The 23458-nt window shown below is 43.0% G+C and carries 18 protein-coding genes and 1 tRNA gene; 13 read left to right on the top strand and 6 right to left on the bottom strand.

Annotated features, from left to right (window positions below):
• The 8 genes from clpX to A3739_RS14965 form a co-directional block, all read left to right on the top strand.
• Positions 1 to 1134, top strand: a 1134-nt coding sequence (gene clpX / locus A3739_RS14930; protein WP_068501929.1) for an ATP-dependent Clp protease ATP-binding subunit ClpX, incomplete at its 5' end; no start/stop codon positions are given.
• Positions 1135 to 1283: 149 nt separating this feature from the next.
• A complete protein-coding gene (gene lon / locus A3739_RS14935) occupies positions 1284 to 3704 on the top strand; it encodes an endopeptidase La (RefSeq protein WP_068477046.1) in 2421 nt (806 codons plus the stop codon).
• A 209-nt stretch (positions 3705 to 3913) separates the two neighbouring features.
• The gene (locus tag A3739_RS14940) at positions 3914 to 4186 is read left to right on the top strand and encodes an HU family DNA-binding protein (RefSeq protein WP_068477044.1); all 273 of its coding nucleotides are present in this window, start codon (positions 3914 to 3916) and stop codon (positions 4184 to 4186) included.
• 130 nt (positions 4187 to 4316) lie between these two features.
• Positions 4317 to 6203: a SurA N-terminal domain-containing protein gene (locus A3739_RS14945; RefSeq protein WP_068477042.1), complete on the top strand. Its 1887-nt coding sequence runs from the start codon at positions 4317 to 4319 to the stop codon at positions 6201 to 6203.
• Between the two features lie 173 nt (positions 6204 to 6376).
• Positions 6377 to 7198: a C39 family peptidase gene (locus A3739_RS14950; RefSeq protein ID WP_068477040.1), complete on the top strand. Its 822-nt coding sequence runs from the start codon at positions 6377 to 6379 to the stop codon at positions 7196 to 7198.
• 39 nt (positions 7199 to 7237) lie between these two features.
• Entirely contained in the window at positions 7238 to 8248 is a 1011-nt protein-coding gene (locus tag A3739_RS14955; RefSeq protein WP_068477039.1) for a flagellar protein FilC, read from the top strand.
• A 19-nt stretch (positions 8249 to 8267) separates the two neighbouring features.
• Positions 8268 to 9938 carry an OmpP1/FadL family transporter gene (locus A3739_RS14960; protein WP_197472344.1) on the top strand — a complete coding sequence of 557 codons (1671 nt, stop codon included), beginning with the start codon at positions 8268 to 8270 and terminating at the stop codon, positions 9936 to 9938.
• Positions 9939 to 10011: 73 nt separating this feature from the next.
• Positions 10012 to 11235, top strand: coding sequence for a MalM family protein (locus A3739_RS14965; RefSeq protein ID WP_197472345.1), 1224 nt, complete (start codon positions 10012 to 10014; stop codon positions 11233 to 11235).
• Positions 11236 to 11252: 17 nt separating this feature from the next.
• On the opposite strand, the gene A3739_RS14970 is transcribed toward A3739_RS14965, so the two are convergent.
• The 4 genes from A3739_RS14970 to yegQ all read right to left on the bottom strand — a co-directional run bounded on the left by A3739_RS14970 (position 11253) and on the right by yegQ (position 15065).
• On the bottom strand, positions 11253 to 12041 hold the full coding sequence (locus A3739_RS14970; protein ID WP_068477035.1) for an alpha/beta hydrolase: 789 nt from the start codon (positions 12039 to 12041) through the stop codon (positions 11253 to 11255).
• Positions 12042 to 12072: 31 nt separating this feature from the next.
• The gene (locus A3739_RS14975) at positions 12073 to 13572 is read right to left on the bottom strand and encodes an NAD(P)/FAD-dependent oxidoreductase (protein WP_068477033.1); all 1500 of its coding nucleotides are present in this window, start codon (positions 13570 to 13572) and stop codon (positions 12073 to 12075) included.
• A 110-nt stretch (positions 13573 to 13682) separates the two neighbouring features.
• Entirely contained in the window at positions 13683 to 14078 is a 396-nt protein-coding gene (locus A3739_RS31460) for a U32 family peptidase C-terminal domain-containing protein (protein ID WP_068501476.1), read from the bottom strand.
• A 42-nt stretch (positions 14079 to 14120) separates the two neighbouring features.
• Positions 14121 to 15065 carry a tRNA 5-hydroxyuridine modification protein YegQ gene (yegQ, locus tag A3739_RS14980; RefSeq protein WP_369819758.1) on the bottom strand — a complete coding sequence of 315 codons (945 nt, stop codon included), beginning with the start codon at positions 15063 to 15065 and terminating at the stop codon, positions 14121 to 14123.
• A gap of 214 nt (positions 15066 to 15279) precedes the next feature.
• Here yegQ and A3739_RS14985 point away from each other — a divergent pair, with 214 nt between their 5' ends.
• Genes A3739_RS14985 through A3739_RS15005 form a run of 5 tightly spaced genes read left to right on the top strand, consistent with a single transcriptional unit; the run spans position 15280 to position 20202 of the window.
• Positions 15280 to 16863, top strand: a complete 1584-nt coding sequence (locus tag A3739_RS14985; protein WP_068477031.1) for a lipopolysaccharide assembly protein LapB — start codon at positions 15280 to 15282, stop codon at positions 16861 to 16863.
• Positions 16860 to 17537 (top strand): cytidylyltransferase domain-containing protein, encoded by a 678-nt coding sequence (locus A3739_RS14990; protein ID WP_068477028.1) that lies wholly within the window; start codon positions 16860 to 16862, stop codon positions 17535 to 17537. Before A3739_RS14985 ends, A3739_RS14990 begins: the two co-directional genes overlap by 4 nt.
• 20 nt (positions 17538 to 17557) lie before the next feature.
• The gene (aroB, locus tag A3739_RS14995) at positions 17558 to 18685 is read left to right on the top strand and encodes a 3-dehydroquinate synthase (protein WP_197469324.1); all 1128 of its coding nucleotides are present in this window, start codon (positions 17558 to 17560) and stop codon (positions 18683 to 18685) included.
• A 21-nt stretch (positions 18686 to 18706) separates the two neighbouring features.
• Positions 18707 to 19459, top strand: coding sequence for an SDR family NAD(P)-dependent oxidoreductase (locus A3739_RS15000; protein WP_068477025.1), 753 nt, complete (start codon positions 18707 to 18709; stop codon positions 19457 to 19459).
• A gap of 5 nt (positions 19460 to 19464) precedes the next feature.
• Entirely contained in the window at positions 19465 to 20202 is a 738-nt protein-coding gene (locus tag A3739_RS15005; protein ID WP_197472346.1) for a 3-deoxy-manno-octulosonate cytidylyltransferase, read from the top strand.
• A 61-nt stretch (positions 20203 to 20263) separates the two neighbouring features.
• Here the strand turns inward: A3739_RS15005 and A3739_RS15010 are convergent.
• Both A3739_RS15010 and A3739_RS15015 read right to left on the bottom strand, forming a co-directional pair.
• Positions 20264 to 20350: transfer RNA gene (locus tag A3739_RS15010), tRNA-Leu, on the bottom strand.
• 146 nt (positions 20351 to 20496) lie between these two features.
• Entirely contained in the window at positions 20497 to 23379 is a 2883-nt protein-coding gene (locus A3739_RS15015) for a hypothetical protein (protein ID WP_068501931.1), read from the bottom strand.
• Between the last annotated feature and the right edge of the window lie 79 nt (positions 23380 to 23458).

Consider the following 23458-nt stretch of genomic DNA (forward strand, 5'->3'; position numbering starts at 1 on the left):
ATCATTCGTGAAGAAATTCAAGAGAGTACTGGGGAAGAGAGCAGCGATAGGCTTCCGGTTCCACAAGAAATCAAAACTACACTCGATGATTATGTTATTGGCCAAGACAGAGCCAAGGTTGTTCTGTCGGTTGCTGTATATAATCATTACAAACGATTGAAGTATGGTAGTGGCAAGTCTGATATAGAACTTGGCAAGAGTAATATTCTGCTTATTGGTCCTACAGGTAGTGGTAAAACTTTACTAGCTGAAACGCTTGCCCGTTTACTTAATGTGCCTTTTACAATCGCTGATGCTACGACTTTGACGGAAGCGGGTTATGTTGGTGAGGACGTTGAAAACATTATTCAAAAGCTTCTTCAGAAGTGTGATTACGATGTTGATAAGGCGCAGCGAGGCATCGTTTATATCGATGAGATCGATAAGATTTCGAGAAAGTCAGACAATCCATCCATTACTCGAGATGTGTCCGGCGAAGGTGTTCAGCAAGCTCTTTTGAAGTTGATCGAAGGTACTGTCGCTTCTGTGCCTCCGCAAGGTGGACGTAAGCACCCGCAGCAAGAGTTTTTACAGGTTGATACCTCTAATATTCTATTCATTTGTGGTGGTGCGTTTGCTGGTTTGGATAAGGTTATTCAGGATCGATCTGAGAAAAGTAGTATTGGTTTCAGTGCGACAGTCAAAAGCAAAGAAACGACAAAATCGGTTGGCGAGACTTTGTCTGATGTCCAGACAGAAGATCTAGTTCGATATGGTTTGATTCCCGAGTTTATTGGTCGCTTGCCAGTTGTGGCGACGCTCAACGAATTGGATGAAGATGCATTGATGCAAATTCTAACTGAACCAAAGAATTCGCTCACTAAGCAGTATCAGCAATTGTTTGAAATGGAAGGTGTCGAAGTTGATTTTCGTGAAGATGCGCTTAGAGCGGTCGCACGGCAATCAATGGAGCGAAAAACGGGAGCTCGAGGATTGCGTTCAATATTAGAAAATGTATTGCTCGATACCATGTATCACGTACCATCTGAAGATGGTATAAGCAAGATTGTGGTAGATGAGAGTGTTATAGAAGGCGAGACTGATCCTATTCGCATTTACGACAATAAAGATCAGGCGAAAGCAATGCCTGAATAATTCTGTCTTAGTATTTGATTAAAAAACCAGCCAATCGGCTGGTTTTTTCGTATTTAAAAATGATTTCTTTTTTTGTTGGACTAGCCTCCTTGTAAATATGCTGTTTGCCCATATCTACAAAATATTCACGCGAGTAGGAGATGCAATTAATGAGTGAGATAGAAAATAAGGTTGAAAATGAAGTGGTAGGTTTACCTATGTTGCCGCTTCGAGATGTAGTTGTATTTCCGTCTATGGTTGCGCCTTTGTTTGTGGGTAGAGAAAAATCTATTCAAGCATTGGAGGCCGCTATGGAGGCGGGTAAAAAACTCCTTCTTGTAACTCAAAAAGAAGCTAATCATGAGGATCCGGGCATCGATGAGTTGTATCGCGTTGGAACGCTCGCCACCATTTTGCAAATGCTCAAATTGCCGGATGGTACAGTAAAAGTTTTGGTTGAGGGTGAAAAGCGAGTTGTCGTTGATGCGATTAATGAAGAAGAGTTCGTCTCAGCGCAAATACATGACCTTGTTGAAAATATTCCTGAGGGTGTTGAGCTTCAAGCGCTGGCAAGTGCGTTGGTTAGTGAGTTTGAAAAATTCGCTAAGGTTAGTAAGAAGGTTCCGAATGAAGTCGTGAGCACATTGTCCTCGATTGAAGAGCCTTTGCGTTTGATTGATACGATTGCGACACATTTAGAGATGAAGATCTCAGATAAGCAGGAAGTATTGGAAGAGTCAGATGTTGTTCAGCGTGTTGAGTTTCTACTTGCTGTTATCGAAGGTGAGGTTGATCTTATTCAGGTAGAAAAACGCATTCGTGGACGCGTTAAAAAGCAAATGGAAAAGAGTCAGCGAGAGTACTACTTGAATGAGCAGATGAAAGCTATTCAAAAGGAAATGGGTACTCTTGGAGAAGGTGGCAACGAGTTTGAAGAATTAGAAAATAAAATTGCGACTGTTGGCTTAAGTGCAGACGCAAAAGAAAAAGCTGAGAGCGAGCTTAAGAAGCTAAAAATGATGTCGCCAATGTCATCAGAAGCATCGGTTGTTCGCGGCTATATTGATTGGCTTGTTGGTATGCCTTGGAAGAAGCGTAGTAAGGTAAGAAACGACCTAGCTAAAGCGAGAGAAATTCTTGATAGTGACCATTATGGGTTAGAGGAAGTAAAAGATCGTATTCTCGAATATTTGGCGGTTCAAGGGCGTGTTAAAAAATTAAAAGGCCCTGTGTTATGTCTTGTGGGTCCTCCAGGTGTAGGTAAAACTTCATTAGGTAAATCGATAGCAAAAGCCACAAATCGAAAGTTTACACGTGTTGCTTTGGGTGGTGTTCGTGATGAGGCAGAAATACGTGGTCACCGTCGTACCTATATTGGGTCAATGCCGGGTAAATTGGTCCAGAAAATGACCAAGATCGGTGTTAAGAATCCGATGTTCCTTTTGGATGAGATCGATAAAATGGGGATGGATCATCGTGGTGATCCAGCATCTGCTCTATTGGAGGTTTTAGATCCCGAGCAAAACTCAACGTTTAGCGATCATTACCTAGAAGTCGATTACGATTTGTCTGATGTGATGTTCGTTTGTACGTCCAACTCGATGAATATTCCGCCGGCATTGCTGGATAGAATGGAAGTAATTCGAATTCCTGGTTATACCGAGGATGAGAAGTTGAATATTTCCGAGCGTTATTTAATTCCTAAGCAAGTCAAGGATAATGGGCTTAAAGAGGGAGAGCTTATAATCGACGAGTCAGCAGTGCGCGATGTTGTTCGATACTATACGCGAGAGGCTGGAGTGCGTGGCTTAGAGCGTGAAATTGCAAAGCTGTGCAGGAAGGTTGTTAAGCAGATTGCCCTCAAAGAAGTAAACGGCCAGTTGCGTGTCGACGCAGATAATCTGTCTGACTTTTTAGGCGTAAGGAAGTTCAGTTACGGTAAAGCGGATGTCGAGGATCGTATCGGGCATGTAACCGGATTAGCTTGGACTCAGGTAGGCGGTGAGTTGCTCACAATAGAGTGCTCGAGTGTTGTCGGTAAGGGTAAAGTTGTTCGAACGGGTTCTCTTGGTGATGTAATGCTAGAGTCTATTCAGGCAGCTATGACGGTTGTTCGTAGCCGAGCCGATGCATTGGGTATTGATGCCAATTTCCATGAGACTAACGATGTGCATATTCATGTGCCAGAAGGTGCGACTCCAAAAGATGGGCCAAGTGCTGGTATTGCCATGTGCACAGCGATGGTATCTGCGTTTTCAGGAGTGCCTGTGAAGGCCGACGTCGCGATGACAGGAGAGATCACGCTTAGAGGTCAGGTTCTTGCGATTGGGGGCTTGAAAGAAAAGCTGCTAGCTGCGCATCGAGGTGGAATAAAAACCGTATTGATTCCGCATGAGAATGAGAAGGATCTCAAAGAGGTGCCTGAAAATATTAAAGAGTCTTTAGATATCATTCCAGTTAAATGGATTGATGAGGTGCTCGATATTGCCCTCGCATATGCGCCGGAAGGTCAAGCGGATTCCTCATCAAAAGGCCAAAAAGGGCAGAAAAACAAAACAAAAGGCTCAGATAGCAGAATAAATACGCATTAGCGTAAATGCTGCCTTGACAGTGGTTTTAGACAGTTGGTATAACTTGTTTCGTCGTCTGGCAGCAGTATTCTAGCGGGCTCTGAGACCACTCAATAGAATTTCTAAAAAGTTAGAACTCTATACTAAGAAGAATTAGATCGCGTCTTAATTAAATAAGAAATGCGTCCAACATCTAACAACGTAAACCAAATTAAACTAAGGGGTTTAGTGTGAATAAATCTGAACTTATCGATGCAATTGCAGATTCAGCAGACATTTCAAAAGCAGCAGCAGGACGTGCGGTAGACGCGTTCGTTGATTCAATCACTGGTGCTTTAAAAGGCGGCGATCAAGTAACGCTTATCGGTTTCGGAACTTTTTCTGTAAAAGATCGTGCAGCTCGTACTGGTCGTAACCCACAAACTGGTGCGGAAATCCAAATCGCAGCAGCAAAAATTCCAAGCTTCAAAGCTGGTAAGGCTCTTAAAGACGCTGTTAACTAAGCGTTTGCCTGAAAGTAGCCGAGAGGCTACTCGTCGAAAAGGCGTGTTCTTAGGAATGCGCCTTTTTTGTAAATATCGTCACTAATAAAGTGATAGTCATACAGTTTAAGTAGTTATTTCAGAGGGCATTATGCTTCAAGACGTTCGTCAAGGTATGCAAGGTACCACAGCGAAAGTAATCGTTTGGGCGATTGCTATTACATTTGCGCTGTTTGGCGCTGAATCCATTGTTGGTGGTATCAGTGGAGAGCCAGAGGTTGCAGAAGTGAATGGTGAGGGCATTCCAGAGTCGGCGTTTCAGATCGCAGTAGAGCGAAAAAAACGTCAGCTTTTGATGCAGATGGGCGACGCAGCTGATCCGGATTTGATTGATGATGGACTTCTCGGTCAGTCAGTGCTTGATGGAATGATTCAGGAAAAAATTCTCGAACAAGACGCTTCAGATAAAGGTTTATTCATATCTGTTCAGATGGTGGACGAGTACATTCGAAATATGAGTGAATTCCAAATTGACGGGCAGTTTAGTAATGAAAGAATGCAGTCAGTTTTAGGCTCAGCTGGATTTTCTTTAAATACGTTCAGAGAAAGCTTGGCTAAACAGTTTGTCTTAGATCAGAGTCGTTCAGCATTTTTGGGCTCTTCATTTGTATTAGACGCTGAAGAAGAATCTTTGTTGAAGCTTGATCGTCAGACGCGTGACTTTGGAATGGCGGTATTAGACTCTTCACAATTTTTAGATCAAGTGTCGGTGTCAGATTCGGATGTTGCTAGTTACTACGAAAGCAATCAGGAGTTGTTTAAGAAACCTGAGAGCGTAGATGTGTCTTATGTTGTATTGCGTCAATCTGAGCTAACAGATGTTGAAGTGACAAGCGAAGAGATCGAGGCTCGCTATGATCAAGAGATTCAAGATTTTGTGGGAGAAGAAGAGCGTAACGCTTCCCACATATTGATTGCGATTACCGAAGAGTTGGATGAGTCATCAGCACTAGCAAAAGCGCAGGAATTGAAAGCACGAATTGACGCGGGTGAAGATTTCGCAGAAATCGCGAAACAAGAATCTGCGGATAAGGGCTCTGCCGAAAATGGTGGTGAGTTGGGTTATTCTGCTAAAGGCGTATATGTTTCTGGATTTGAGGATGCTCTTTTCGCACTTGAGGAAGGTGCTGTTTCTGAGCCGGTAAAGACGGAATTTGGTTATCACGTTATCAAACTTCTTGATATTCAAGTTAACGAGCCTCCAGCACTTGCGGATCGCGCCTTAGTGATCGAGGAAGAAATTAAGCAAGAAAAACTATCTAATTTATATGTGGATTTGAGCCAGCAACTTGCTGACATTAGCTATTCTGCACCTGATCTAATTGATCCGTCTGAGGAGTTAGGGTTGGAGATTAATCAGTTGGCTGGTGTTTCTCGACTTACTCAAGATGCTGTGTTTTCTAATGTGAAAGTGCAAAGGGCTCTTTTTAATGAAGAAAATCTTTCGGGCGAAAATAATAGCGAACTGATTGAGCTTGACGAGGGCGTAGCGGTCGTTTTTAAAGTGGAAGATTATCATCCGGAATCAATTAAGCCTCTTGATCAGGTACGTGATCAGGTTGTATCTCAGTTAGAGTCTGAGAAGTCCAGAGACTATGCGGCATCTATTGGAAAGGCATTTGTTGATCGCGTCGAAGCTGGCGAAAAGGCAGAAGCGGTGGCTGCTGACATGGAACTTGACTGGCAGCTTAAGACTGATGTGCGTCGTGACAATGCTTTTGTTGATGCAAGCTTGTTGTTCAAGGTGTTTGCAATGCAAAAACCCAACGATGGTGAAATTACTGTAGCTGGCTTTGATTTAAGCTCTGGAGAGTTTGCGTTGGTAGCTTTGACTTCAGCAAACGAGGGTGATCTCTCAGATATCACAATTATTGAGAAGCAGGGTATTAAGGGCTCTCTTGGGGCGAGTTATGGCGGTACCGATTACGCTGCATACATGATGAGTGTCGAGTCTTCAGCTGAAGTTGAGAAACTGTAGTCAAGTTGGTTAGTTTAGACGGGAGCAAATGCTCCCGTTTTTTGTTTGCCCATATAGATTGAGTACTGGTTATCTTTAAAATAAAGTGAATTGCGGTATCTTGCGATTCCAAAATAACACTAAGTTTTATTTGGGTTTTTCGTTAATTTAGCGAAGCCCTCTCGGAAGCATCAATGGTTTTAGTTACGACTGCGTCAGTATTGTTTCTAAACTTGCTATTAGGCTTTAAGGAAGTAGAGCCACACGAGCAAGGATTAGTGTATTACGGGTTTGATAATTCTAATGACAAACCAGAAAAGTTCTTTTTTGAAGAAGTTGAACCATATTCTGAAATTAAGTTTCGAAATATTGTTCGACAAGCATACGACTACAGCTGTGGTTCGGCCGCATTAACCACAATTCTACAACATTATCTCGGGCGTAATTTCCAAGAACGTCAGGTGATGGAAGGACTGCTTCACTACGGGGAGAATGAAAGAATCGTAGAGCGTCGCGGTTTTTCGATGCTTGATATGAAGCGACTTGTTACAGCATTGGGGTTTCCTGCAGGTGGTTTTCGGGCTGAAATGCAAGACTTAATTGATTTGGACCATCCGGCAATTGTCCCTATTCAATACTCCGGATTTAAGCATTTCGTGGTGGTTAAAACGGTTAAGGATGATCGTGTGTTTATCGCTGATCCATCTAAAGGCAACTTAACTTTCACGATTGATCGATTTAAAGAAGCTTGGGACCAAAACGTATTGTTTGTTGTGTTTCCAGGTGACACTAAGCCAGTTGATGGATTGGAATTGAGAGAAGAAGATTTGCGGTTTATTGATGAGCAAACGCTCTCTTTGCAAGCATTCCAAGAATATCCAGATTATTTCGATATGCGCCAGTGGAGAGTGCAGAACGAAATTGAACGTTTAAAGAATAACTCTCCAGAAGATATTGCGAATGGAGCGCCTACAGTCGAGAACACGACTAAGACGCTACATTACCGTAGAAACTAATATAAAGCGAACGAAGCGAGTATTAACAAGGATTTTCCCATGGCTGTATGGTTACGGCTGATAGCGGCTTCTGTGTTTCTAACAGGAGTGAGTCTAGATGTTTTTGCAGAAGAAAAGTCATCTACCGATAGGGCGCGTGAAGCACTCGCGCAACAAGGAGACGATGAGAGCGAAACGGCTCAACTTGAAGAAGTATTTCAGGCGGCAGAAAAACGCTATTCGATGCTGAAATCTGGCGGTAAATCTCTCTCTTATTCTTTTAGCTATTCCTACACATCTGATACGCGAATCGATTTGGAAGTAGTTAACAATTTAGTTCGTAACTTGGATGTAAACCCTACAGCAACCCATAGCATGACAAACAGCTTTAGTTTTGCTTATGGTATTTTGAATAACGTTACGATTAGCACCAATATCCCATTGTCTACGCGATACGACACCACTCGCGAACTTTCTGTCACCGACTTTGGCGATATTAGTCTGGGTTTGCGTTGGCAGCCTTTTGCTTATGTTCCTGGGCGCCCGACTATCACCGTAAATTCTTCGCTAAGTACAAAAACAGGCGTTAGCCCATACGAAATAAACCCGCAGCAACGATTGTCAACCGGGAGCGGCACATATGCATTTAGCACTGGAGTAAATGTCTCAAAAGTATTAGATCCAGTGGTTGTGTTTGGCTCTGTGAATGCGGGTTATTCATTTGAACAAAATGGTTTGAACCAAGTTCGTGGTGGACGAGTGCTTAAAGCGGTCCATAACGGACAAAGTTTTTCATTCTCAGGCGGGTTTTCTTACTCCTTATCTTATGACACTTCGTTAAGTATCTCTACGAACGTGAGTTACAACACAGCAACGAATTTGTATTTTACCGACGGAACCAATGCTGAAACACAAGACTCAGCCAGTGGGTCGATGAATATGTCATTAGGTATTCGTGTTGATCCGACCACAATTATCAATACAAGTTTTGGTTTTGGTCTGACGGAAGATGCGTCTGACTTTAATTTAGGATTCTCTTTGCCGATTAACATCGGTGCGTGGACTTGGTAAGTCCACAATCGGAGTGAATGTGAGAGAGTTTACAAAACCAATCCAGCGAGCGTTTGTTGCGCTGACAACGATCATGCTCGTTTTTCCACCTCAACTGCTAGCGCAGGTTGGTAATGGCATTACGATAGATAGCCGTGCTATGTCTTTGGGTAATGCTGTTGTAGCGGATCGCGATCCCAGTATTGCAGCTGTGTATCATAATCCTGCAGGTCTAACGAACTTGAAAGACCGTCAGTTCGAAGTTGATCAGTATATTATCGGTCTCGATTTGGACGCTGCTTATATCGCCGGTGACGATTATGAGATATTTGGTCTAGAGGGCACGGGACTTAATACCTACGATCCTTCGGTTCCTAGAGATCCAGTGGTTGGGCCTGATGGCTACGGAGAAAGCCATACGAGTAAACCAGCGATTTACATTCCAGGATTTGGCCTTCAGCAATGGGTATGGAGTGGTCCCGCGCCTTTGCCGTTCCAGTTTGGTTTTTCTGTTAATGAGCCAGGCTCAAAATTTACATTCGCTGCAAAAAACTACATGCACTCTCCGTTGGGGCTTTTTAAAGACGCGGAAGACCCCGGGACATTCTTAGGTAAAGAGGCTGCTATACAGCGATATACCTTTTTCTCCCCAGCGGTTGGCTATGAGATTAGTGATGAATGGTCCGTAGGTGCCGGTATACAGCTTTCGCATCAGGGTTTTGCTATCGCGCAGAACAACCGTGCGCCAAACTTCTTGATTGCAGTAACCGAGATCTTACAGGATGCGTTCGCATGTGAGTTCGACAAACCTATTGGTAAGCGTCGAGATCCATTGCAGCCATTCTTATCCTTGTGTCAGGGCAATATTGGACCTTGGGATAGCGTAGGACGCATAGATATAGATATGCAGCAGTCATTATCGCCTACTTATAATCTAGGTGTTCTCTGGGAACCTACTGATTGGTTCTCTTGGGGAGCATCTTATATGACGGGTGCTGAGATGGAGCTGCGCGGCACTTTCCTTATGGATTATACCGATGAATGGACGGCCTTCTGGCAGGGCTTCAACGGATCGATTATTGGTGCGATAACCGCTGCGATACTTGGCTTGCCTCGAGGGGTGCCATTCGAGGCTGGTAATATCTATATGGACTATGAAATACCGCAAACATTCAAGAGTGGTATTAGTATGCGGGTTCATCCTGAATGGACCGTTAACCTTGATGCGACTTGGACAGACTGGAGTGTTTGGGATGAATGGACATTTCATTTTGATCGCCCCTTAGAGTTACTGACTACTGCCCGTCTTTTATCTGGTTTGGTGACCGAAGATTCGTTAACTCTGCCATTAGGTCTTGAAGATACTTGGCACTATGGCATTGGGATTACCCAGCATGTGAACTCGCGTTTAGACATCCGTTATGGACTGGAGCTTAGGGACTCGCCTGTCGGTAAGGATGTTTTTGGGCCTGTGCCAGTCGGTGATATGAAACACTGGGGCATAGGCTTTGGTTATAAATGGGACAAGCAAACTAAAGTTGGGGCGAGCATGTTTTACATGCAGTCGGTCGATTACATTCCCAACAATACGAGTTGTAACCTAAACTGTACTAACTTCACTAACGTGGTATACAACCCTTATGCGGGGCTAGATGTTAAATTCTCGTCTAGAATCTACGGTATCGGGCTACAGTTCAAAAGACAGTTCTAATATGCTGCTTAGAATCTCTTTCATAATTCTTCTGTTACACGCGTCAAGCTTAGTGCATGCTAAGCGTTATGTTGTGTCTGACGACGCTTTTGGAAGCACGAGTGCAACGCCTCTTTCTGAGTTGAGTGAATCTGAGAAGTCTCGTCTTGAAGAAAGGGAATCTTCAGCGGTATCAGAGCCTGATAGTCCTACTGAAAACTCAGTTAGCACAAGTGACAGCTTAGCTCAAGACCCTGCATCGGAGTCCGAAGCTTTATCAGGGGAGCAATCACAACAAAGTTTAAGTCAACCCTCAATCATTGAACCGAATAGCTATTCAAGCGATTCTTCTGTTCCCTCAAATGTGCCTGATGCTAATTCTGTTGCAGGACAAGAAGCTGAAAACCCTTTTGAAAGAGAGTTGAGGTTGTCTCAGGAGAATGAGACAGATGAGGTCATTCGGCGCTTAAGAGCGAATGAGGGACGAAATGCGTATGATGCAACGAAAGTCAATCCTGCTGAGTTTGTAGACAGTGAAGATCTTCTTCAAGGCAATGTAGATAGCGATGGCGATCGTCCATTCTTCGTTACGTTTGATGGTACTGGTGAGTCGAATGTTATTTTTTACAGCCCGCAGGTGATTAAGGAAGAAATAGAAAGACGTAAGACCAATGAAAGTGTCAGCAAAGCAACTACTCATTCGGTAGAGGATGTTAATCAGTCTATTTCACTTCCTGATAATGCCGACCCAAACGTTGCTAGAATTTTGTCCTTAGACGAGGCTGATAGCTACTTCGAGCGTTTTAATACGCGTTGTTGTAACAAAATCCCGAACGTTGGTGTGTTACAACTAAGGTCTGACAAGAGCTTACATGTCCCTATTGGTCAAGACGACTTCTCTTATCGATTCATTGATGGCGATAGTCGCTATCGTTTGGTCCGTGTGCCGAATTTAAAGAAAGACTATTTACTCACTGTAAAAACCTTTGTGAAGGGATATAAACAGTATGGGATAAAGCATGGTGCTTTTATTCCTCAGATTGTGATGCTCGATCGAGATAAAAATGTAACACGTGTGATAAGTGATATTTCTGCTACTTCGCATGCTGAAACGTGGTCTAGCTATGGCTATTTAAAATCTGTTATCGAAGTAAAACAGACGGATGTCGATGCAGAAACCATGCTGTTGGTCTATACGAGAGCCAAAGATCTGCGAACAGTATCAGTGGTTGAAGATAGCTCGGGGTCTTGGGAAGTAAAACACATGGAAATTGGCTCTCTAGAGCTAGAGATTCCCCAAAATCAGATTTACCCTTAGAAAATCAAGCGGCGTGTTTAACAACGTTGTTGTCCTAACCAATTAAATATATGAGCCTGGACTAGAGGAAGACTGGTACCACCGATCGTCCAATGGCAAACTCCCTCCATCAGTTGAAGTGTTGCCTTGTTTTGAAATAGAGATTTAATCTTTAGTTGCAGTGCTGGCGGGGTAATTCGATCTTCTTTTCCGGATAAAATAAGAATCGGGCAATCTATTTTTGTCGGGTCTACTTTCGTCGGTGGGTTAGAAAGAACAAACCACATACCAATCTCTGTAGACGCTTGTCCGGACTCCAGTGTCGATAGTGTAAAAATATCTTCTTGGGTTCTTTCTGTTTGGGTATTGGCAATGCCGTATTGCACATTACGAAGCGTCAGTTCGGTTGTTTTTTTCCATAGCGGAAATTTGAATAAATTGTGACCAAATGAACGGATAACAGATAAGCTCCATCCATTAATGCCCGCTGGCGCTGCACTCGATAGTAAGACTAAGCGATGAATTTTTTTCTCTTGGGCAACAAGTTGTGCAATCAGTCCGCCCATAGAGTGGCCAACAAGAATTGGTGCTTCATCAAGCTCATCAATATAACTTGTTACGAACTCAACATAATCTCTGATGCTTGTAGTCGCTAATTGCGCTTTCGTTATTGATGTATGGCTATCCTTAGGGATGTGAAAAGGCAGATCAGGCGTGTGGGTCTCATACCCTTCAGACTCAAAGGTTCGCTTTAATTCAGATAGGGTATCACCCGTACTCCACATACCATGAATGATAACCACGGGAGGGAAACTCATATCGTACATAAAGCGACCTCTGTCTTAGTCATTTTAATTATTAAGCGGCTTTATTCTTAATCGAAGACTCAACGGAAGCATTATTCTTGCTCTCGAATTTCATAAACTCATCCGCTACTGGATGATTCAACAATATTTTTTTGTCTTTCGCGTAATTCATTTCTAAGCGCCATGGGCCTGCTTTACCTTGACGTGGCAACATATGCTTAGCACGTTGAGCATAGCCAGGTTCAAAGCCGTCTAAAATTCCTTCCGAAGCTTTGTTGTCTCCGTTATCTGTCGGAGTGGCTACTACATGACCTTGACTATCCATGTGTTTTATTAGCCTGCAAATATAACGGGACGCAATGTCGCATTTAAGTGTCCAAGGTGCATTTGTGTATCCAAACACCCAAGAAAAATTTGGTATACCTTCTATCATAACGCTCTTGTACGTCATTTTTTCAGATAATGGGCTCGCTTCTCCATTAACCGTCAGATTTAAACCTCCCATCATTTGAAGGTTAAGCCCCGTCGCCGTTACGATGATATCGGCTTCCAATTTCTCTCCAGATTTCAAAATTATGCCGTTTTCACTAAATCGATCTATTTCATCCGTCACAACACTCGCTTTTTTGTCTCTTATTTTTGCGAAGAAGTCACCATCAGGTGCTGCACATAGACGTTCTTCCCATGGGTTGTAGCGAGGCGAATAATGTTTCGTATCGACGTTTTCTCCGAGTTCTTTTTTGACATTTTTCATTAGGAGCTTTCGCATAAAATTCGGCCATTTCATACTGACAGCGTACAGTGCTCTTTGAATCAAGATGTTTCGCTTACGAGTGATCAAATATGCCCAAGAGTCAGGCATAATTTTGGTCATAAAGCGCGCGATTTTGTCTGTGTCAGGTAATGACATAATGTAGGTAGGAGAGCGTTGGAGCATCGTAACGTGCGCTGCTGTATCGGCCATGGATGGAACGATTGTGATCGCAGTTGCTCCACTACCAATGACAACTACTTTCTTACCGCTGTAGTCATAGTTCTCAGGCCAGTGTTGAGGATGAAGAACTTCGCCTTTGAATCTATCTTCGTCTAAGAACTTGGGTTTATAACCTTGATCATAGTCGTAATATCCCGTGCAATTTAAAAGGAATTGGCACGTGAAGTTCTCCGTTTTTTGAGTTTGCTCATTAAGAGCGGAGAGTTCCCATTTTTGAAGTGTTGAAGACCAGTTGGCACTGATTATCTTGAGGCCGAACTTTACCTTCTCGGCGATGCCGAATTCTTGCGCTGTATCGTTTACATAGTTTCTTATGTCTGGACCTTTAGCTAACACAGTGTCAGAGAACCAAGGTTTGAATTGGTAGCCAAAACTAGTCATGTCTGAATCTGATCGAATGCCAGGGTATTTAAATAAGTCCCAAGTTCCGCCCATTGTTTGTCTTCGTTCAATGATTGCTAAAGACTTATCAGGACATTCTCTCGATATGTGGCAGGCGCTGCCAATTCCTGATAGTCCAGCGCCAATAATAATCACATCGAAATGTTGTTCTGTCATTTTTCTTATCCTGTTTAATCAAGTAACCACGAACGACTAGTATGCTTGAGAACACAGAGCCTGGCTTTGTTGTTGCCAAGATAAGAATTGATATTTTTGTACGGCGCAGTTTATGTGACATTTTTGGTTAACAAACCTTTCAGCAGTGCGGTCTCTGAAATGTGACTTACCTCGTTAAATGGCAAACTGACTTTGTATCCTGAACCAAGTGCTTCCTCACAATGGTTGCCATTTGTACTCAGTTGCATGTCATTGGCGGAAATTTCAATGTTTCCTTCTGGTGTAAGCAAGGTAAGTTTGTCGTTAATTCCGAACTTATTTTTTGCAATAAAATGGATGCGGCTCTGCTCTTTGTCGAGACTCACTAAATCAGCCACAAATAATTGTTTCTCGGACCGAGAATTACCTGTTTCATAATTCTGGTATTCATCGGGCAAGTGACGTCGGTAAAAGCCTTCTGTGCATTTACGATTCGCCATGCCTTCAAGCTCGTTCATTAACCCCATGTTGAACTCTTTACCGATGAGCGCATCGTTAATGGCTTATCGCTATACTTGAGCTGTTCTTGCCGCGTAATAATAAGATTTCGTTCGACCTTTTATCTTCAAAGAATCTACGCCGATATCTATCAAACGTTTCACATGTTGAACTGCTCGAAGATCTTTCGAGTTCATGATGTAAGTACCATGCTCATCTTCATAGGCAGGCATATATTCACTAGGTCTGCCTTGTTCTTGAAGCAGGTAGATTGGCGAAGAGTTTATCCTAGCCGTATCCCCAATATCACTGGAGTCAAAGGTTTGTATTCCGGGAGCTTTAGCGATGATGTCGCCTTCAATTGTTTCTTTCGCTTCATGCGCTTGGTATTTCCAGCGGAAACTGTTAGTACAGGCTCCTTGATTTGAGTCTCGATGGGTCATGTAGCCTGATAGTAAGCAACGATCTGAATAGGCAATACATAACGCGCCATGAACGAAAACTTCCAACTCCATGTCGGGACAACGCTGCTTAATTTCTTCTACTTCGTCGAGAGATAGTCCTCTAGATAGGATGACGCGGGTAAGTCCTTGTTTCTGCCAAAACTTTACGGTGGCCCAATTAACAGCATTAGCTTGCACAGACAAATGAATAGGCATATCGGGCCACTTCTCACGAACCATCGTGATGAGGCCGGGATCAGACATGATAATTGCATCGGGCTTCATGGCGATGACTTCTTCCATGTCACGCAGATACGTATTCACCTTGTTGTTGTGTGGACTGAGATTGCTAGCGATGAAAAACTGTTTGCCAAGTGAGTGCGCAATTTGCACCCCTTTCGCGAGATTTTCTATTTTGTTGAACTCATTTTCTCGCACGCGTAGAGAATACCGAGGCTGACCTGCATAAACGGCATCGGCGCCATAGGCAAATGCATACTCCATATTTTGAATAGAGCCTGCAGGGGAGAGTAATTCGATTGATTTCATTTGTGAGTCGCTAGTCTGTGACATAAAAATGCTCGCGATTTTAGGGGCTTATGTGCCGATACAAACTGATGTGGATCAAGACTAGTAAAGAGAGGGGGGGGGAGTCGCGTTAAGTTTTATAGTGATTTGTCGTAAAAAGTGAAAATTATTTATGAATCAATTACAAACCTGAACGATCTCATATTTAGATGCCCGCTTATTCAATATACTCGGCAAGTTTTTATGTTTTAGGTGTTTCATGACTATTAACCCAAGTAATGTATTTGCCGAGGCGCTAACAAATTATCAGCGGGGTCAGTATCAAAAAACTGCACAGCTTCTTAATACTCTGCTGCAAGCGAATATAGCCTCACCCGATATTTTTAATTTAATGGCTTCTGCGTTGTTTCGATTGGGTGATCGCGATAACGCCAAAAAGTTATATTTAGCATCATTGAAAATGAAGCCTGATTATGCCCAAACGCATGTCCACGCAGCAGGCTTTTACCGACAGATCAGCGAGTTAGATCTCGCGACTCAGCATTACGTCAAGGCATTTGAACTTGACCAAAATGATCGTGAGTCGTTAATGAATGCTGCGCTTGTTCTTCAACAGTTGGAACGTTGGGAAGCATCTGAGGAGGTCATTGAGCGTTATATTGATGCGTTCGGTGTTGGTTATGAAGTACTTATCAGAAAGTCTGTCTGTCGCTACAGTTTATATGATTACGATGAAGCCGAAGCGTTGATTGAAAAAGCCGAACTGATTAATCCAGATCAGGTTATGACGCAATATTACAGAGCTCAGGTTTACGACAAAACAAATAGAAAGGTCGAGGCTGACAGACTGTTTAGTAATTTAATAGCGCAAGGGCATGAACCTTCAAAATTTTCACTTTCGTTGTTGTGTTTCAGCATTGGAGATTGGGATCGTGCATTTGAATTATATGAAAATCGTCCCGTTGCTTTGTGGCTGAAGCAGTATTGTGAGTCTAACGGTGCGTGTTATTGGGATGGAGCTTCTGATCTAAAGAATAAGCATGTATTGGTTTATGCAGAGCAAGGATTAGGTGATCAGATTCGTTATGCGTATTTCATAAAACGATTGGTGGCGGAGGCTAAGAAGGTCTCAATTATTTATGATGCGAGGCTTTACCCAGTTATTCAGCACATGTACCCAGATGTTGAGTGTTTGGCGACTGAATCGTTAACTCCGGAAATTTTGCATGATGTATCGCCTGAATTTTGTCTTTGCGTTGGTAGTTTAGGCTTGCGATATAGTGATGGCTTATATGACTCGAAACTTCTCGAAGACGGCTTTTTTTCTTATGAAGGTGATCAGTCTGATCTTCCTGTAAAAGACAGTTCAAAACCAATCATAGGGTTATGTTGGCGAAGCATCAAAATTCTGAAAGAGAGAAACGAGTGGTATTGCACTGCGCAGGAATTTGCGCAGATGTTATCAGGTATTGAAGCGACATTTATCAGTCTTCAGTATGGGCTCAGCGATGAAGAACGTGAGGCTTTTAGATCTGAAGGGCTAGAGTTAATAGAGCTCTATGGCATTGACTTGAAAGATGATCAGGCATCACTAGCTCATATCATCTCTCAATTAGATTCGGTGGTGTCTGTTTCCACAGCGATGAGCGAGCTTGCAGGAGCTTGCGGAGTTCCTGTGCTCACATTGGCGATCGAAAACATTCGTTGGTTTATGGCTGAAAAACATGTGTCAGGCTTTTATCCTAAATCGCGTATGTACTACAAGAAAATGTTTGGAACTTGGGATGAGGCTCTTTCTCGTTTACGTTCTGATCTAATTGCTGAGGATTGCGAACGCTTATGAAGGTTGTTGCTTTTATCCCTTTTTGGATGGGGTATCACTCTCAAACCGGTGCACCGGTTAATCGTGCTACCAAAAAGTTAGGCGGGCTACCGCTTATTAATTATAGCCTTAATGTTCTTGCGAGCAGTGAGCTAATAGCTGAGAGTGTTATTTTTTCGTCAAGTAATGAGATTGAAGAATACATAGAAGGGCCTTCATATTCGATCATTAAGCGACCTAAATTTTTAGATGATAATGGTATCTCGATTGAACAAATTATCGAGGAGTTTCTCAAGCTTTCAGATGCTGATGTATTTGTTCTAATGCACCCGAATAGCCCATTTATTCAGCTTGAATCGATTGAAACATGCATTCAAGAGGTTGTTGAGGGCAGGGCTGATTCAGCATTTACTGCACACACATTTAAGAAGTTTTGTTGGCACAAGGGCCGTCCACTTAACTATTCATTGGATTTACCAACACCTCAATTAAAAGACATAGAGCCAGTTATTCTTGAGCAGTCTTCGCTCTATGTCTTTACGCGGTCAATATTTGAAAAAGAACGAAAGCGGGTTGGCGGCAAAGCATATATTCATAATGTTAATCACTTTGAAGGTCATGATCTGATTGAAGATGAAGATTTTGAAATTGCTGAACTGATTGTTAACTCTGGCATGTTTTCAAACCTATCTTGATGTCAAAGGCTGATCCATACATGAGTATTATAAAAACTCTCAACGTTGAATTTGATGGACAAAGCTACCCGATCAATATCGGACGAGGTTTGCTTGAATTATTTCCAGAGCTCTTAGCTGAAAAAACTAACAACAAACAGGTGTTAATCGTTGCAGACTCATTTTTCAAAGACTCGGCTGTAAGTCGCCTTTCAAAAAACTTGGAGTCACATGGGTTCGTTGTTTTTCATTATTTTATGGATGCTGGTAAAGGTAATAAAAGTATCAATGAGGTAATGAAGATTTATGGAATCATGGAAGAAAATAACTTCCCACGTGATGCTACATTGGTAGCCTTGGGTGGCGGTGTAATTGGAGATTTAGCAGGTTTTGTAGCAAGTACTTGGCTTAGAGGAATGAATCTGGTTCATATACCTACATCTCTCATGGCAATGGTTGATAGCAGCGTTGGCGGTAAAGTTGCGATCAACTTTCGAAGAACAATCAATGCCATCGGTAACTATTATCACCCATTGATGAATCTCATTGACCTTGATTTTGTAGACACCCTGCCTAAGCGTGATTACCTCTCTGGTATTGCAGAAGTGATTAAATGCGGATTGATTGCTGATAAACATTTTTGTGACTTTCTCGTTTCAAATCATGCGCAGATCTACAATCGCGAGCAGTCTTATGTTGTTGAATTTATCTCTAGAACACTAGAAATAAAAATTGCCCATGTTAAAGGTGATACCCGAGAGGGTGGCCGAAGATTGCTTTTAAACTATGGTCACACGCTTGGGCATTCTATTGAGATCTCGACAGAACGTCATGCTAAAGAACTATATCGACACGGAGAAGGTGTCGCGATAGGTATCATGGCTGTGGCTTATATAGCGGAGAGATATTTAGATTTAGATCAAGGTATTTATCGGCAGATTGCTCATTTGCTTGAACTATATGAATTGCCAACATATGTGGATTCTGCAGCGTATGACTTTGATAGAGACGCGTTGAGAGCGTTATGCAAAAAGAACGTGCACAAAGACAAGAAACGAAAAGACAATGCCTTGAGGCTAATCTTAGTTAATAGCTTTGGTAAGGCTGAGGTATATAGTGATGTGCCAACTAGCTATATTGATGAAGCTTTTGATCATGTCATTAGATAAAAGTTTTTAAAGGAACAGGTTTTGGATGATTTAAAGGGTAAAGTGGTTGTTGTTTCTGGTGCTGGTAAAGGTATCGGTTTTGAGACAGTACTTCGTTTTCTTGAATTAGGTTGTAAGGTCGCAGCGATTACGCGTACTGAAGCAGACCTTTTAAATCTCAGCGCTTCAGCTGGCGAGAACTCAAAGCATTTATTTACGTTTTACGGTGATGTTTCAAGTGTTGATGAAGTGAATGCTTTCGCTGATGCAGTGTTCGAAAAGTATGGTCAAATAGATGTTCTAATAAATAACGCTGGAATGCGATTTAGAAAGCCATTTATTGAGATTGCATACGATGAATGGCGTAATGTCATGGATGTAAATCTTGGTAGTACGTTTTTAATGTGTCAGGCCTTTGGCAAGCATATGTTGAAGCAGAGATCAGGGAGAATCATCAATATGGCCTCCATTGTTGGTACGCTTGGTTTACCTGAATTAAGTGGATACGCAGCATCCAAGGGTGGAATTATTAGTTTGACGAAATCCTTGGCGCTTGAGTGGGCTGAATTTGGAATTAATGTAAATGTTGTTGCTCCTGGCTTCTGCGAAACGTCTTATACCGATAATTTCAAGAAGAAGACTGATCTATATCAATTTACATTAGATCGAACACCTAAAGGTCGCTGGGGACAATCTAAAGACATCGCAAATGCATGTGTCTATCTGGCTTCGTCTCTTTCCGATTATGTAACGGGTGAGGTATTGAATGTTGATGGCGGATGGAGTGCTTGGTAAAAATTATGCGTATATTAGGTGTTCTTCCGGCTCGCTATAAATCAACAAGGTTTGAGGGTAAGCCCCTAGTAAGTATCGCTGGTGTACCGATGATTAAACGGACCTGTCAGCGGGCTATGCTCTCGGATAGTTTGGATGAGGTTGTTGTTGCGACTGAAGATGAGCGTATTGAACAATACTGCCGATCTGAAAATATTCCTGTTGTGATGACTAGTGATTCTTGCCTTACAGGCACTGATCGCATAGCTGAAGTAGCCGAAATGCTTGATTATGATTTTTACATCAACATTCAAGGTGATGAGCCTGTTATAGATCCAGTTGTGGTTGATCAGTTGGTCGAGCAATACAAAAAACATGGCGATTCATATATTGCATATAACCTTTACAAGATCATTTCTGATCAAAAAGAAATACAAAGCAATACGATAGTAAAAGTAGTTGTTAATGCTTTAGACGAATTGATGTATATGTCGAGACTTCCTGTGCCATTTTCTAATGTGAAAGGTGTAGAGTCTGTTTATCGTCAACAAATTCCTGTGTATGGTTTTACCAAGCAAGCGTTAAAGGTTTTTGCAGAGCAGGGTTGCTTAGGAAAAACAATTAATGAGCAATTTGAGGACGTGGAATTACTAAGGTTCGTCGATCTTGGTTATAAGCTTAAAATGACAGAGACTACTGCTGATTCAATTGCTGTCGACGTGCCAGACGACATAAAGAAAGTGGAGCGATTTTTAAGTCAATAGACTTAGGTGTTAGAAATAAAAAAGCCCGATTGGCATATGCTAATCGGGCTTTTTTATAACTTGGTACCAGTGGGCGGACTCGAACCGCCACGCCCGTGAAGGCATCGGATTTTGAATCCGACATGTCTACCAATTTCATCACACTGGCGAAGTAGGGCGCATTATACGCATTCGCTTTTTAGGGTCAATATGTTTGCTGCGATTTGCAGCAAATAATTATCATTGGAATATTTGTTATCTATAAAAAAAGAAAAACCCCGCAGAGCGAGGTTTTTTTAGAGAGCTATCCGGCGATTATGAGGAAGCTGGAGAACACTGAAGAGCATCGATGAAAAATGGCTCAATTGGCGCGGCATCAATAGCATCGCTAACGGTAGTACTCGACACTTGAATTATTGTGCCGCCGCCAGTAGGGTTCAGCATGCCTAGAGCATAGCCTCCGAACTCTGTTGCTCTTGCCAATGTGGCGGCTTCGTCATCTATCACAGGACATGGGCCGCCATGAGACCCCGCTCCAGGTTTAAAGCGAATTACATTTCGATTTACAGTAACTGCTCCTGGATCCTCGATTGCAAAGTTATTCGCATCGAAATCAGTTGCCCCATCAGCTTGAACGATATTTGCTTCAATTAGTAACGGCTCTGCACCAGAAAGATAAGAGACCGATGCGTTAATTTCACTTGCAGCAATTGTCCCCGCCGGAGTTTGAAGAGTCCTACCAGGCACTTGCGAAACGGGAATTACTTGGTCGTTTGAAGCTGTGTAATATAGGACTTTTGTACCTTGCGCTTCATAGTCTCCAACGAAATTGATTGCATCAAAAGCATCTACAGAAGCTTGAATCGTGTTTAAAAACGCTTGATAGTTTGCTGTATCAGAAGTTAAACCGGCAGCAGCGAGTCCATCAACAATGTTGCCAGCAAAAGCGGGTGAGCTTTCAAAGAAGCGTGCAATACCACCGCCAGGAGTTGAGAAAAAAGCAGACTTAAAGTCGTCATTGGTATCGACCGTACCATTTGCTACAGCGACAGTAGCTTGAGCACTAATTGTGCCTAATGAGTAGCCTTGATAGTACACGTCTGAGCCGTCTAAATCTGTTCCTGAGCCGCTCATTCCTGTCAGATCAATGCCTCCAATAGCCTTACGAAGAGCCATTAGGTCGAGAGCATTTTGGCGATTATTGTCTCGTGTAGTAAGAAAGCTTTCTACATTTACGAACAGTAGAGAGGTGTTATCTTCTTCTGTCAGCTCTTTGGGTGGTAGGCCTGAGCCTGCGTCAGCATATCCAAAATGTCTTTCAGAGTCAGTTTTAGTTAGTACTGTTACGTCATTGTCCGTCGATGAGTCGTTGTCTGGGTCAACCATTGCATCACTTTTTAAGCCGTGCAGAGGCTGATCAATCGCAACGACAGCCAAGTCAAAGGCCGCGAAACCAAGTGTTCCAACTGTTGCCGTGTCAGCTGAAGCTACGAGTCCAGATCCCGTTGCGCCGAGAGCAATGCTGCGACTTCCACCTAGGCCGTGTCCCATTATCATAGTTTTCATTGGTGTTACGTTCGCACCAGTGATGCCATTAGGATAAGCAATGGTAATAGGTATAGTCATATCCTCTACGGTAGATGCCACGGTCGCTGGAGTTGAGTAATCTGCAGGCGTTGTTACATCGGCATCCTGTTTCTTAGGGAATGGGAATATGTAGTTCACAGCTGTTGTTATAGCAGGATCTGCTTGTGGCAGGACTAAGCCGATGTCTTGGAATGCAGTGTTGATCGCCGTGGCTAAAACATTATCTGCTTCCCAGCTTAAGTATTTGATTGGCGCGCCTGTACCGAGGGCAATATTCTCCCCTTCGTTTGGTGCGCCGATGTCAGCGGGAGGTCTAGAGTAGTATGGAACTTTCATTGTGCCTTGTACAATCGAGACGTTTGCGTAACCAGGGTGTGTGACCGGTGTAGAGCCCGTAAAGTCAATCTCAGCTGCTTTAGGTGTAGGCAATAGGTCTGCGAATCCGCCTACTCCTGATGGAAGGGCAACTAGAGCACCGCTGATACAGTTTATATAAGCTACGCCATTTGTTCCGTCAGGTGTTAATCCAGGGCAAGGTGCTGGGAGAAGGCCAAATCCTGCTTGTAATGGCGCCAGAGCGTCAGCAACTGTTGTGTCTGTTGGGTCGCTAGGGTTTATTGGGAATGCTGCAAGAGCACCTTGTGTAGCAAGGTTGACGTCGGTGTAGTCAACTTTTCCGTCCATATTTAGATCTGTCTGATCAGTCACGATCGCTGTCGCTGTGCTAACGCCAACAAAACGAGTGATCTGGTCGTTGAACCATAAATTAGGTTCAGCGATATAATTTAAAACTTTTTCATCCCCAGATGTGGTAAAGCTGTATGTCAGCGCAATATCTGCATCGCTATCTATTACAGGGATGCCCGCGATCGCGATAGGTTCCCATAAACCATTGATTAGCGCTTGGACTGGTTGTAATGCCGCCAATGAGCCAGAAAGCGGGTTGGTTTCGTCTGTCAAAGCTTCGTAACCTGCAGCACCTGGAGATTTAATGATTGATTCGCCTGCTTGATCAGTAATCGTATTCTTTACTACAACGATGTACCGAGTAAGTGGCTCAAGTACTGAAGTAGGATTGATACGGATGGTTGAGTTTCCGTCCAATACCTTATGTTCGATCTCGAATGTTGGTTGCGAAGATGCGGCTTGTGGAGGCTCTCCGATTGATAAACCTTGGACTGGCGAACCGCTTGCGTACTCTAGAGCAATCAGAAATACGTTTTGTTCTGCTCCATCGCTTTGGCCTTTAAGGCTTGCAGGATCAATTAAACCACTCATTGCGATATCAATTGGCGCTACTGTAGATGCACCGCTCAATCCGCCTAGAGCTGCCGTTACTGGATTGTATTCTGAGGCAGAATAAGGTGGTAGAGGATTTGGGACGCCTAGGTCCACAAATGTGCCATCGCCTGCGGTTTCAGATGAATACAATAAATCGTTAGGGACAGGGAACTTTGCTTCCGATGGCGAGAAAATTGGAAATACACCATTGGCTACAGGAGGGTTTGTAACTGACCCTGCGTTTTCGGTTGTTGATGGGGAGTCGTCAAGACAGCCGCTCAGTGCGAATGACGAGGCAACTGCGGCACTTAATAGAGTTTTCTTCAACATAGTTAGGACCTTCACCTAAGATTGCTGTTATTTCTTGGCGCTTTTCTACACGTAAGTCGTGTTATGAAAAAGACATTAA

It is taken from the genome of Oleiphilus sp. HI0067 (assembly GCF_001635735.1).

Bases quoted from the DNA above. Each gene is read 5' to 3' on its own strand.
- A3739_RS14990 (WP_068477028.1), top strand. From the start codon at position 16,860: ATGAAGGTTGTTGCTTTTATCCCTTTTTGGATGGGGTATCACTCTCAA.
- A3739_RS14970 (WP_068477035.1), bottom strand. From the start codon at position 12,041: ATGTACGATATGAGTTTCCCTCCCGTGGTTATCATTCATGGTATGTGG.
- A3739_RS15005 (WP_197472346.1), top strand. From the start codon at position 19,465: ATGCGTATATTAGGTGTTCTTCCGGCTCGCTATAAATCAACAAGGTTT.
- A3739_RS14975 (WP_068477033.1), bottom strand. From the start codon at position 13,572: ATGACAGAACAACATTTCGATGTGATTATTATTGGCGCTGGACTATCA.
- lon (WP_068477046.1), top strand. From the start codon at position 1,284: ATGAGTGAGATAGAAAATAAGGTTGAAAATGAAGTGGTAGGTTTACCT.
- A3739_RS14950 (WP_068477040.1), top strand. From the start codon at position 6,377: ATGGTTTTAGTTACGACTGCGTCAGTATTGTTTCTAAACTTGCTATTA.
- A3739_RS14955 (WP_068477039.1), top strand. From the start codon at position 7,238: ATGGCTGTATGGTTACGGCTGATAGCGGCTTCTGTGTTTCTAACAGGA.
- yegQ (WP_369819758.1), bottom strand. From the start codon at position 15,065: ATGTCACAGACTAGCGACTCACAAATGAAATCAATCGAATTACTCTCC.
- A3739_RS14945 (WP_068477042.1), top strand. From the start codon at position 4,317: ATGCTTCAAGACGTTCGTCAAGGTATGCAAGGTACCACAGCGAAAGTA.
- aroB (WP_197469324.1), top strand. From the start codon at position 17,558: ATGAGTATTATAAAAACTCTCAACGTTGAATTTGATGGACAAAGCTAC.
- A3739_RS15015 (WP_068501931.1), bottom strand. From the start codon at position 23,379: ATGTTGAAGAAAACTCTATTAAGTGCCGCAGTTGCCTCGTCATTCGCA.
- A3739_RS31460 (WP_068501476.1), bottom strand. From the start codon at position 14,078: ATGGGGTTAATGAACGAGCTTGAAGGCATGGCGAATCGTAAATGCACA.
- A3739_RS14985 (WP_068477031.1), top strand. From the start codon at position 15,280: ATGACTATTAACCCAAGTAATGTATTTGCCGAGGCGCTAACAAATTAT.